This window comes from Bradyrhizobium sp. 482_C4_N1_8 (assembly GCF_052075965.1).
Taxonomy (GTDB): domain Bacteria; phylum Pseudomonadota; class Alphaproteobacteria; order Rhizobiales; family Xanthobacteraceae; genus Bradyrhizobium; species Bradyrhizobium barranii.
Window position 1 is genome coordinate 1,027,636 of record NZ_CP197231.1, and the last position, 12,131, is coordinate 1,039,766.

The window sequence follows — 12,131 nt, forward strand, 5'->3', positions numbered from 1 at the left end:
CGGGTGGGCAAAGCGTAGCGTGCCCACCATCTGTTTGTTCATTCATGGCGGTGGGCACGGCGCTATGCGCCTTTGCCCACCCTACGACAGCTCAACTCAAAACTTCTCCACCCAGGGCCGCAGCTCCAGCTCCCAGCTCCAGGCGCTGCGCGGCTGTTGCAGCACGTTCCAGTAGCTCTCCGCGATCGCGTCGGGATCGAGCATCGAATCCGGCTTGTCGGCGGGTTCGGTCCGCGCCGCGCTGCGGATGCCGCCGTCGATCACGAAATGCGCGATGTGGATGCCCTGCGGCGAGAGCTCGCGCGCCAGGCTCTGCGCCAGCCCTCGCAGCGCGAACTTGCCCATCGCGAACGAGGCCGACTGTGCATACCCCTTGACGCTCGCCGAGGCGCCGGTGAACAGGATCGCGCCGTGCTTGTTCGGCAGCATGCGCTTGGCCGCCTGCTGCGCCACCAGGAAGCCGCCATAGGCGCTGATCGCGATCGCCTGCGCGACATCGGCCGGAACGAGATCGACGAACGGCCCGCGCGTGCGGCCGCTGGCGTTGTAGACGACGAGCTCGGGCGTGCCGAGCTCGCGTTCGACCAGGCCGAACAGCCGCTCGACCTCCTCAGGTTCGGTGGCGTTGCAGGCATAGGCCTTGGCGCCGGTCTCGCTACAGAGCGCGCCTAATTTCTCGATCTTGCGCGCGGCCAGCGCGACGCGGATGCCTTGCGCAGACAGCAGCCGAGCAAGCGAGGCGCTCAGGCCTTCGCCCGCGCCAACGATGAGGGCGATCTTGTATTTCGGATGTTCCATGGCGTGATCTCTCGGAGACGGGAAGCCGCTGATCTATGCATCCGCCGCGCGGACAACCAGCCGGGTCGGTCATAATTCCGCAGAGCGAATTGCTCCTTCACGGCGATCATGCCTCCCTGACAATTTGCGGCTTTATCCGACTTTGCGACTGGAGCATGATCGACATCATCCCAAGCGGCAAGCGATAAGAATTGCCGTCGGGCGGGAACGAAGAGGACGATCATGCACAAGCCGGTCACAGGTGAGCCAAAAAGTGTCGCGGCCGCACCATCCGGTCTGCTGGCGCCCGATACATCAGGCATGAATTTCTATCGCGCCGATCCGGCGCTGACTGATCTGTTGCGTATCCATCTGCCGGATACGCTGTTCCGCCACATCGAGCCGCATCTCAATCGCCTCGGCGAGCTCGCCGGTGGCCATCTCGACGATTGCGCGCGGCTCGCCGACCGGCACACGCCGGTGCTGCACCAGCGCGACAAGTTCGGCCGCGACATGCAATGGATCGAATATCACCCGGCCTATCGCGAGCTGGAGAATGCCGCGTTCGGCGAGTTCGGCATCCACGCGCTTTCGATCCGCAAGGGCATCATGGGCTGGCCCGACAAATATCCCGTCGTGGCCAAGCACGCCTTCACCTTCCTGTTCAACCAGACCGAATTCGGCATGGGCTGCCCGATCAACGTCACCGACGGCTGCGCAAAGCTCTTGGCGAATTTCGGCAGCGAGGCGCTGAAGGCGAAATATCTCGACGGCCTGACCCAGACCGACATGAGCAAGCTGACCCAGGGCGGCCAGTTCATGACCGAGAAGGAGGGTGGCTCCGATGTCGGTACACTGACCACGCGCGCCGTGCAGGAGGGCGACCATTGGCGCCTCCATGGCGAAAAATGGTTCTGCTCGAACGCCGATGCCAAGGTCGTGATGCTGCTGGCGCGCCCCGAAGGCGCTGGCCCCGGCACGCGCGGCGTCGGCCTGTTCCTGATGCCGCGCTTCCTCGACGACGGTTCGCAGAACCATTACCGGATCGTGCGCCTGAAGGACAAGCTCGGCACGCGCTCGATGGCCTCGGGCGAGATCAAGCTCGAAGGCGCGATCGCCTATGCGGTCGGCAAGCTCGACCGCGGCTTCGTGCAGATGGCCGAGATGGTGAACTCGTCGCGGCTCTCCAATGGCGTCAAATCCACCGCGCTGATGCGCCGCGCCTATCATGATGCGATGACGGTCGCCAAGAACCGCGTGGTGTTCGGCAAGCGCATCATCGACCTGCCGCTGGGACGGCGGCAGATGCTGAAGATCATGCTGCCGGTCGAGCAGGCGCTGTCGATGAGTTTTCTGACCGCCGACGCACTCGACCGCGCCGAGGCTGGCAGTCAGGATGCTGCGGCGCTGCTGCGCATCCTCACGCCGACGCTGAAATTCCGTGCGACGCGCGATGCGCGCAAGGTTTGCGGCGATGCGCTCGAGATGCGCGGCGGTATCGGTTATATCGAGGAATTTGCCACGCCCCGCCTGCTGCGCGACGCCCATCTCGGCTCCGTCTGGGAAGGCACCGGCAACATCGTCGCCATCGATGCGCTCCGGCGCGCGGTCGGCCGCCACGGCGCCGAATCCGCGCTATCAGCCGATCTGCATGCGCGGCTCGATGATAGCGTGTCGGTCCCGCAGGCCTGGCGCGACAATTTGCGCGGTCTCGTCGATCGCGCCGTCGGCTTCGCGCGCGAGGTCGCGGGCAATTCCGAGAACGAGGCCGATGCGCGCCGCGCGACGAGCTTGCTCTATCACGTCGCGAGCGCGGTCGCGCTCGCCTGGGAAGCGCATCGCATCCACGAAATGCGCGGCGATGCGCGCCGGCTGCTGCTGTCGCGGCTGGTGATCGACCATCGCGTGGCGCCGAGCGATCCGTTCCGGCTGACGGAAAATGCCGCGCAAGCGAAGATCGCAGCGCTGCTGCTCGGGGATCGCGACGCCGGCATGAGCGAGGTTGGCGAACTGGTTCTGGCAGCGTAGGCTGCACTCCACGCTCAAACCAAAAGAAGCGATAGGGAGTGCTCGATGAAGGCCGCCGTCCTTTATGAAGTCAATCAGCCGCTGGTCATCGAGGATGTCAGCCTGCCGAAGCCGGGCCCACGCGAGGTTTTGATCCGCACGGCGGTCGCCGGCCTCTGTCACTCCGATCTGCACTTCATGGAAGGCCTGTATCCGCATCCGCTGCCCGCGGTGCTCGGGCACGAGTCCGCCGGCATCGTCGAGCAGGTCGGCTCCGACGTCACCTATGTGAAGCCGGGCGATCACGTCGTGACGTGCCTGTCGGTGTTCTGCGGCACCTGCGACAACTGTACCACGGGCCGCACCGTGCTCTGCACCGACACCACCGTAAAGCTGTTGCCGGGCGCCTCCAACCGGATGCAATGGTCGAAGCCCGAGAAGTTGCACCAGTTCCTCAACCTCTCGTCGTTCGCCGAGCAGATGCTGGTGCACGAGAACGCCATCGTCAAAATCCGCAAGGAGATGCCGCTCGATCTCGCCGCGCTGATCGGCTGCGGCGTCATCACCGGCTACGGCGCGGTCGTGAACACGGCGAAGGTGACGGCCGGCGAGACCGTGGCCGTGATCGGCTGTGGCGGTGTCGGCATGGCCGCGATCAACGGCGCGCAGATCGCCGGCGCCGGGCGCATCATCGCCATCGACACCAATCCGGCAAAGCTGCAGCTTGCGACCAAGCTGGGCGCGACCGACATCATCAATCCCACCGACGGCGACGTCGTGAAGCAGGTGCGCGACCTCACCAATGGCGGCGTGCATCATTCCTTCGAGGTGCTCGGCCGCAAGGAGACCGCGGAGCAGGCTTTTGGCATGCTGGCGTCCGGCGGCACGGCCACCATCGTCGGCATGATCCCGTTCGGTCAGAAGATCGAGCTGCACGGCTTCGACTTCCTGCGCGAGCGCAGGATCCAGGGCTCGTCGATGGGCTCCAACCATTTTCGCGTGGACATGCCGAGGCTGGTTGATTTCTACCTGCGCGGCCGGCTGCACCTCGAGGATTGGATCTCGGCCAAGCTGAAGCTCAGCGAGATCAACGAGGGCTTTGCCAACATGAAGGCCGGCAAGACGCTGCGCAGCGTGATTGTGTTTGATAGCTAGCAACCGCAATGACGGTGTCATCGCCCGCGAAAGCGGGCGATCCAGTACTCCGCGGCGGAAGCTGTGTGAACCGACTATTGCCGCGGCGTACTGGATGCCCCGGTCAAGCCGGGGCATGACAGCGGAGTGTGAGGATGGCTGACCTCAACTCACCGCGACACGTGCGCTGATACCGCGAGCCACGTCCCGTTCTTCTTCGTCCAGCAATCGGTGTACCGCCCCGTCGCCTGCCGGCCGTCGGCGGTGGTGTAGCTGGTGGCAGCGTGGATGATGGCAAAATCGCCCATGATGCGGATGATGACATCATGCGCATGCAGATTGCGGATTGCGATCGGCCGTGCCGTCTGCTCCAGGAAGGCGGCGCGGTCGACCAATGTCTTGTCGGGATTGGAGCAAAAGAACTCCGGCGCGAGGATTTCGTCGAAGCGTTTAACGTCGCAGTTTTGCACGGACGCGACATAGTCGTGGTTGAGCGCGGTGAGCTGGTCGAGGTCTTGGCTCATGACGTTTCTCTCCCTCTATGTTATTTTACTCCGTCATTGCGAGCGTAGCGAAGCAATCCAGAAATGTCTCCGCGGATGCAGTCTGGATTGCTTCGTCGCAAGGGCTCCTCGCAATGACGGGAGGCACTAGTCATTGAACAAAGGGGGCGGCACGAACCCGCCGAATTCGCGCTCGATCAGCTCGGCGAGCTTGAGCGGCGTGCGGTCTTCCAGCCACGGGCCGACGATCTGCACGCCGATGGGCAGTCCATCAGGCGCAAAGCCCGTCGGAATCGCGGTCGAGGGCAGACCGGGGAGCGTCGCGATGCCCGGCCAGGCGAGCTGGTCGGGATAGACGTGCTCCTTGCCGTCGATCTTGATCCGGCGCTTTTCCTGCTCTGGCGAATGGTCGTGCGGATAGGCCGCCGTCGGCATCACCGGGCAGATCACCGCGTCGAACGACTTGAACAGCTCGCGCCATTGCGCGCGAAGGCGGGTGCGCCCGCCGTTGGCCGCCTGCCAGTCGCGATGGTTGAGCGCGATACCGCGCAGCCGTTCCGCGGCCAAGCTGTTGTCACCCTCTGGCAACGCCGCTGCTGCCGCTTTCGCGCCAGCATAGATGTCGGGCGCGAAAGTCGAGCCGAGGAACGACATCAGCATGCGCATATAGAGCCGCGTGGAGGCCGCGAAATCCGGCAGCAGCGGGCTGTTGCGCTCGATTTTGACGCCAGCCTTGGCGAGATTGTCGGCCAGCCGGTTGATGGTGCCGCGCACCGCCGTGTCGGTCGGCATCACCGGATCGGTGTCGATCACCAGCACGCGGAAATCCCTGAACGCCGTGTGCCGCGCCGCCGGCAGCTCGAGCCGGTAGGCGAGGCCAGCGTCGATCGGATCGGGCCCGGCCATCACGTCGAGCACAAGCGAAAGATCGGCGGCGCTACGCGCCATCGGGCCGATCACCGAGAGGTCACGCTCGAACGGCAAAGGCGGCAGCGGCGGCGGCGTGTGGCCGCGCATGGCGACGAGACTGAAGGTCGGCTTGTGCGCATAGATGCCGCAATGGAAGGCCGGCACACGCAGCGAGCCGCCGATGTCGGAGCCGATCGACAGCGGGCCATAGCCCGCGGCGAGCGCGGCAGACGAGCCGCCAGACGAACCACCGGGTGTGCGGCCGAGATCGTAGGGGTTGTTGGTGGTGCCGTAGATGTCATTGTAGCTCTGCCAGTCGCCGAGCCCGAGCGGCACGTTGGTCTTGCCGACGATGACGGTGCCGGCGTCCTTCACCCGCGTGATTGGCAGTGCGTCTTCCTTCGCGACAAAATCCTTCTGCGCGGGAATGCCCCAGGTCGTGGGCAGGCCGGCGACGTTGTAGGATTCCTTCACGGTGATTGGGAGGCCGAGCAGCGGCTTCCGCTCGCCGCGCGCCCGCGCCGCGTCCGCGTCCCGCGCGGCGCTCAGCGCGCGGTCGAAATCCCGGACGCAGATCGCGTTGACCTTGCCGTCGTGACGTTCGATGCGATCAATCGCATCCTGCGTGAGCTCGACCGCGGAGACCTTCTTTGCGGTCAACGCGGCCGACAGCTCGACCGCGCTCTTGTAACTCCATTCCGTTTTCGCCACGACATGCTCCTGCGCTTCCCTGATGGGATGATGCGCAGTTTGACCGAATGCCGCAACCGCCGTTTGATCGCGATTGATATGTGGCTAGCTGTCATCGCGGGAAGGTCCAGCAACAAGTCGGCCGTCATCGCCCGCGAAGGCGGGCGATCCAGTATTCCAGAGACCCGCATTGGAGAACTCGCTCTCACCACATCCGCCGCGGCGTACTGGGCGGATTCAATCGGTCGTCGCAACACTCGGAGGTTTGAGGTTGCGATGAACATTGTAAGGCGCCGATCGGCGCAATCAGGACGAGCCCCATTGCCATCGCCAGGACGGCCGTCTGTTGCAGGACGCAATGAACAGAATAAATTTTGGCGGGCGATTGCCGCGGGGCTAAGTAGCGAAGATGCTGCGCTGGAAGCCGGATTGTCACAACCTGTCGGAGGCAGATTATTCCGAAAGGCGGGCGGCATGCCACCAGCGATGTTCAGATCTTCGGCAAATGCGCTCTCCGGGCGGTACCTCTCGTTGGTTGAGCGCGAGGAGATCGCACTGCTCAAGGTGCAGGGCCATTCCATACAGGAGATTGGACGTCGCCTGGGGCGGGCTGCTTCGACAGTCTCCCGTGAACTGCGGCGCAACGCGGCCACCCGCGGCGGCGGGTTGGAGTATCGGGCAACAACTGCCCAATGGCATGCGGATCGATCCGCCCGCCGGCCCAAGCCGACCAAGCTTGCGCTCAATGCAACCTTGCGCACTTATGTGCAGGAGAGACTTGCTGGCGACGTCGTAGCCCCGAGCGGCGCTCCCGTTCTTGGTCCCGTCGTTCCGTGGAAGGGGCGCCGGCATGGCCCGCGCAAGGATCGGCGATGGGCCAAAGCCTGGAGCCCCGAGCAGATTGCCCGACGCTTGCCGATCGACTTCCCGGACGACAAGACGATGCGCATCAGCCACGAAGCTATCTATCAAGCTCTCTTCGTCCAGGGCCGTGGGGCGCTACGCCGCGAGCTGACGGCCTGCTTGCGAACAGGGCGTGTATTACGGATGCCCAGAGCGCGCGTACGCAGGCGAGGCAAGGGTTTTGTCTCCCCGGAGATCATGATCAGTGAGCGCCCTGCTGAAGCTGCCGATCGAGCAGTGCCGGGACATTGGGAGGGAGACCTCATCCTCGGTCTTGGCAGCTCGGCAATCGGCACGCTGGTCGAGCGCACGACGCGCTTCACGATGCTATTGCACCTTCCCCGGTTGGCGGGGCATGGCGAAGCTCCGCGCGTGAAGAACGGACCTGCGCTCGCGGGACACGGGGCCGAAGCCGTGCGCGATGCGATCACGCGCACCGTCATCACCTTACCCGAAGAACTGCGTCGATCGCTGACTTGGGATCAGGGAGCCGAAATGGCTCAGCACGATCGTCTCAAGATCGATGCGGGTATCCAGGTCTACTTCTGCGACCCGCAAAGCCCTTGGCAGCGCGGCACTAACGAGAACACCAACGGATTGCTGCGGCAGTACTTTCCGAAAGGCACAGACCTGAGCATCCACAGCGCCGACGAAATATCCGCTGTGGCAGCGGCCCTCAATGCCCGACCGAGAAAGACACTAGGCTGGAAAACGCCAGCGGAGGCGCTTGACGAACTGCTGTCATGAGTGAAATTAATTGGTGTTGCGACGACCGATTGAATCCGCCCTGGATGCCCCACCTTCGCGGGGCATGACACCGAGGTAGCTACGCCGCCCCGATCAATATCCCCACCGCGAGCACGATGGCGCCGCCGAGCACGATTTGGAACACGGCCTGGAGGAACGGGGTGTCCATGTAGCGCGCGCGGATGAAGGCGATTGCCCACAATTCGAAGAACACGACGACGCCGGCGATTCCCGTCGCGATCCAGAATGCGTTCGGCCAGCTGTCTGGGACGAGATAAGGCAGGGTGTGGCCGAGCCCGCCGAGCGTCGTCATCGTGCCGCAGGTGATGCCGCGCAGCCATGGCGAGCCGCGTCCCGTGAGCGAGCCGTCATCGGACAGCGCCTCCGCAAAGCCCATGCTGATGCCGGCGCCGATCGAGGCGGCGAGGCCGACCAGAAACGTCTGCCAGTTCTGGTGGGTGGCGAAAGCCGCGGCGAACAGCGGCGCCAGCGTCGAGACCGATCCGTCCATCAGGCCGGCGAGGCCCGGCTGCACATATTGCAGCACGAACATGCGCCGTCGCGTGCGGTCTTCCTCGGCGCGCACGTCGGGCTTCAAAATCTCGTCGGTGAGCGCGACGGCGCGGTTCTCGTGATGCTTTTCCTCCTCGGCGAGATCGCCGAGCAGGCGGCGCACGCCGACATCCTCGGCCTGCTCGGCGGCCCGCGCGTAGAAGCGCTCGGCCTCGAGCTCCATGGTCTCGACCTCTTTCCGGATGGTGTCGAGCGGCAGGTTTTTCGTCAGCCAGATCGGCCGCCGGCGCAGAAAGCCTTTGACGTTCTCGCGGCGGATCGGCGGCAGGTGCTGGCCGAAGCGTTCCTCATAGAGTTTCAGCAGCCGATGCCGGTGGCCGCGTTCCTCCTCGGCCATCTCCTCGAAAATCTTCGACGTGTCCGGGTAACGCTCGCGCAAGTCCTCGGCGAAGGTCATGTAAATGCGGCTGTCCTCCTCCTCGGAGGAGATCGCGACCGCAAGCACCTCGCGCTCGGTCAGTTCGGCAAAAGTCTTCACGGCGGACCTGTTTAATAGTTTAGAATTATTCTAAACTATATAAGGCGCCGGGGTTCCCGGGTCAAATCAGGCGACTTTTGCGAGGAACTCGAGCAGCAAGCGGCTCACCTCGGCCGGCTGTTCCTGCTGCACCCAATGGCCGGCGCCGTCGACGAGATGGCAGCCGAGCATCTTCGTGCAGCCGCGCCCCTGCATCGCTTCGAACACGCCGGGGCGCTGATAGGTGCCCCAATCCTGCTTGCCCGAGATGAAGCAGGTGGGCACGTCAATGCTGCGGCCCGCAAACAGCTGCATCTCGCTGTTGAGCATGCCCGAGGTGCCGTAGCGGTACCATTGCAAGCCCCCCTGGAATCCGGTGCGGCCGTATTCGGCGCTGTAATAGGCGAGGTCGCTGTCCGGCAGCCATTGGTTGGCGGCGATCGCGGCCGGCGAGGGCATCTCCTTCGCAACCGTCTCCGCCATCGTCTCGCCGGCGTCCATCACGTAGTAGGTCGGCAGTTTTGCGAGTTCGCCCGCGGACCACGACGTCAGCGGATATGGCTTGTTGTCGGTCCAGTCCGCACTCTTCTGGTGATAGTAGGCGCGCAGGAAATCGTGCACGCCCTGCGGCGCGTGCTGCATGTCGGCGTTGGCCGGGCGCGTCGCGTAATACCATTGATAGTGTTTGCGCGGGCGCGGCAGCGCGGCGAGCTCGCGATGCACGGGGTCTTCTGCTGGCGGCTTTGCCGGACTGTCGACGGTGCCAAACGGCATCGGCGGCGCTCCGCCGAACGGCGCGCTCATCAGCGTCACCGAGCGAAACACGTCGGGCCGGATCAGGGCGCACCAGGCCGCAACCGGGCTGCCGAAATCATGCCCGGCGAGATCGACCTGCCTGTAGCCGAACGCCGACACCAGGGCGAGCGCGTCGCGCACGAGGTTGAGGAGCGAGAACGGCGTGAGATCGCCGTCGTAATCCGCGGTCCATCCCGTGGTGCGGCCATAGCCGCGCTGGTCCGGCGCGATCACGTGATAACCGGCCGAGGCCAGCGCCGGCATCACCTTGCGCCAGGAGAAGGCGAGCTCAGGAAAGCCGTGCAGCAAGAGGATGCAGGGCCGCCCCTTGGTCTCGAAGCCGGCTTCGAGCACGTGCATGCGCAAGCCGTTGATGCCGTCGACATAGCGCGAGCGGATGCCGGCGGGGAGAGGGACGTCGGGGAGGTCGGCCATTTTTTGTTTCCTCGTCATGGCCGGGCTTGTCCCGGCCATCCACGTTTTTGTTGCCGTTGATTGTAAGAACGTGGATGCCCGGGACAAGCCCGGGCATGACGGAAGCCGGGCGATTGCCGCGCGCTACACCGCCGCACACACGAACGCGCTGCCCTTGCGCCTGATCTTCCCGACCGACGGCGAGGGGAAATGCGCGGTGCAGCACAGCGTGTCGGTGTCGCAATAGCGCTCGAGAAAGCTGCGGCGCGTTTTCGCCGCCGCGGCCGGGTCGACGTCGAACTTGATCGACAGCTCCGGATAGAGCGTCTGCAGCGGCGAATGCATGAGGTCGCCGGAGAACACGGCGTCGTCCTTGCCGCGGCCCATCGTGATGGCGATATGGCCGGGCGTATGTCCCGGCGTCGGCAGGATGCGGACGTGATCGCCGATCTGGTGATCGTTGCCGACCAGCTCGTGGCGCCTGGCCTCGACCACCGGCAGCACGCTGTCAGCGAAAGGCGGGATCTCCGCCTTCGCGTTCTGCTCGGACCAGTGATCGAATTCCTGCTTGGCAAAGAGGTAGCGCGCCTTGGGGAAGGTCGGCACCCAGCGGCCGTTCTCGAGCCGCGTGTTCCAGCCGACGTGATCGACATGCAGATGCGTGCACATCACGAAATCGATGTCGTCGACCGCGAACCCGGCGGCGTTGAGTCCGCGCAAGTACGTATCGTCGGTCTTCATGTTCCATTTCGGCCGCTGCGGGCGCGGCTTGTCGTTGCCGATGCAGCTGTCGATCAGGATGGTGTGATGCGGCGTCTTCACAACATAGGACTGGAAGCACAGCAGCAGCACGTCCTGCTCGTCCAGCGCCTTGGCCTGCCGCATCCATGCCCGGTTCTCGGCTAGGACCTCAGGCGTCAGTCCCGGCAGCATCTCCAGCGCCGGCACGAACGAGGTTTCCTGCTCGATGACGCGATGGATGGTGAGATCGCCGACGGTGAATTTCAGGCTCATGCTCGCTTCCCTTGCACTCACCGTGCATCGCGCACGGATGGAATGACGATGTTGGAGAGGATGTCGATCGCGGCCAGCCCTTCCTTCGGCTGGCCGTATTGGGCAGCGGTGGTCATCATGACGAGATCAAGCTCGGGCACGATGAAGATGCGCTGGCCGCCCCAGCCGAAGGCAGCAACCCATTTGATTTCCTTGTCACCGGCGAGCGAGCGGCCCATCCACCATTGATAGCCGTAGAACATCGTGCTGCCGAAATAGCCGATCGCCTGGAAGCGCGGCGTGGTAGATTGTGCGATCCAGTCGGCCGAGACGATCTGCCGGCCGTTCCACTGGCCGCGATTGAGCACGAGCTGGCCGATCTTCGTCGCATCGCGCGGCCGCAAGCGAAGGCCCGCGGCCGCTGCAATCTTGCCGTTCTTATAGGCTTTCCACTCCAAATCGCTGATCCCGAGCGGCTGGAACAGCACCTCGCGAGCAAATGCCTCCAGCGGCTTGCCCGAGACGCGTTCGAGGATGTTGCCGAGCAGTTCAGTCCCGCCGCCATTATAAGTCCACAGCACGTCGGGCGGCGCAGCGACTGGCTTTGCGAGCACATAGCCGATCGGATCGGCCTCAAAGGTGAGATGCGGCTCGTCGTTTTTCGGATCGGTCCAGGACCGTGCCTCGTCCCATTCAATGCCGGAGGACATCGTTAGCAGATGGCGCAGCGTGATGGCCTCCCAGCCCGCCTGCTTCGCCGCCTGATGGTCGGGGAAGAATTTGAGCACGGGCTCGTCGACGCCTTCGATCAGCTTGCGATCGATCGCGATGCCGACGAGCAGCGAAGCGACACTCTTCGATGCCGAACGCATGTCATGCTTCGTCGTCGCGGTAAATTCGTGCTGGCCGTCCGGTTGTCCCCAGGGTTGGTCGTAGCCGGGAAAATACTGCTCGAAGACGAGCTTGCCGTGGCGCACGACGACAACCGAATGGACCGAGGTCGCGCGTTGATCGAGCCGTGCAGCGATGCTGCAGAGCCGCATGCCTTCCATGCCAACGCTGTCGGGCGACGCAGTCGTCCACCCGTCGTCGATTGACGACGGCGATCCACAGGCGAGGTTTTGTCGTCCAGTCGCCATGCCGTCGGCCTGCACGGAAGTGGCTGAGACGGTCAACGCGAGCACGAGGCTCGCGCCGAGAATGCTGAGGCGGGGGAAGCGATCGCGCAT

The 12,131-nt window shown here is 64.4% G+C and carries 10 protein-coding genes; 3 read left to right on the forward strand and 7 right to left on the reverse strand.

What is annotated here, in order from left to right:
• Positions 1-96: 96 nt before the first annotated feature.
• Positions 97-798 carry an SDR family NAD(P)-dependent oxidoreductase gene (locus AB7Z56_RS04790; RefSeq protein ID WP_063980841.1) on the reverse strand — a complete coding sequence of 234 codons (702 nt, stop codon included), beginning with the start codon at positions 796-798 and terminating at the stop codon, positions 97-99.
• A 222-nt stretch (positions 799-1,020) separates the two neighbouring features.
• Here AB7Z56_RS04790 and AB7Z56_RS04795 point away from each other — a divergent pair, with 222 nt between their 5' ends.
• Positions 1,021-2,805: an acyl-CoA dehydrogenase family protein gene (locus AB7Z56_RS04795; protein ID WP_063980842.1), complete on the forward strand. Its 1,785-nt coding sequence runs from the start codon at positions 1,021-1,023 to the stop codon at positions 2,803-2,805.
• 45 nt (positions 2,806-2,850) lie between these two features.
• Positions 2,851-3,939, forward strand: coding sequence for a Zn-dependent alcohol dehydrogenase (locus tag AB7Z56_RS04800; RefSeq protein WP_063980843.1), 1,089 nt, complete (start codon positions 2,851-2,853; stop codon positions 3,937-3,939).
• A 149-nt stretch (positions 3,940-4,088) separates the two neighbouring features.
• Here the strand turns inward: AB7Z56_RS04800 and AB7Z56_RS04805 are convergent, their stop codons facing one another.
• Together AB7Z56_RS04805 and AB7Z56_RS04810 are read right to left on the reverse strand one after the other, a co-directional pair.
• A complete protein-coding gene (locus AB7Z56_RS04805) occupies positions 4,089-4,442 on the reverse strand; it encodes a nuclear transport factor 2 family protein (RefSeq protein ID WP_063980844.1) in 354 nt (117 codons plus the stop codon).
• A gap of 126 nt (positions 4,443-4,568) precedes the next feature.
• On the reverse strand, positions 4,569-6,041 hold the full coding sequence (locus AB7Z56_RS04810) for an amidase (RefSeq protein ID WP_063980845.1): 1,473 nt from the start codon (positions 6,039-6,041) through the stop codon (positions 4,569-4,571).
• 255 nt (positions 6,042-6,296) lie between these two features.
• Here AB7Z56_RS04810 and AB7Z56_RS04815 point away from each other — a divergent pair, with 255 nt between their 5' ends.
• Positions 6,297-7,670 (forward strand): IS30 family transposase, encoded by a 1,374-nt coding sequence (locus AB7Z56_RS04815; protein WP_354266075.1) that lies wholly within the window; start codon positions 6,297-6,299, stop codon positions 7,668-7,670.
• 79 nt (positions 7,671-7,749) lie between these two features.
• On the opposite strand, the gene mbfA is transcribed toward AB7Z56_RS04815, so the two are convergent.
• The 4 genes from mbfA to AB7Z56_RS04835 form a co-directional block, all read right to left on the reverse strand.
• Entirely contained in the window at positions 7,750-8,721 is a 972-nt protein-coding gene (gene mbfA / locus AB7Z56_RS04820) for an iron exporter MbfA (protein ID WP_063980847.1), read from the reverse strand.
• Positions 8,722-8,787: 66 nt separating this feature from the next.
• Positions 8,788-9,930 carry an alpha/beta hydrolase gene (locus AB7Z56_RS04825; protein WP_063980848.1) on the reverse strand — a complete coding sequence of 381 codons (1,143 nt, stop codon included), beginning with the start codon at positions 9,928-9,930 and terminating at the stop codon, positions 8,788-8,790.
• Between the two features lie 123 nt (positions 9,931-10,053).
• Complete coding sequence (locus tag AB7Z56_RS04830) at positions 10,054-10,923, reverse strand: MBL fold metallo-hydrolase (RefSeq protein WP_063980849.1); 870 nt, start codon at positions 10,921-10,923, stop codon at positions 10,054-10,056.
• Between the two features lie 17 nt (positions 10,924-10,940).
• On the reverse strand, positions 10,941-12,131 hold the full coding sequence (locus tag AB7Z56_RS04835) for a serine hydrolase domain-containing protein (RefSeq protein WP_063980850.1): 1,191 nt from the start codon (positions 12,129-12,131) through the stop codon (positions 10,941-10,943).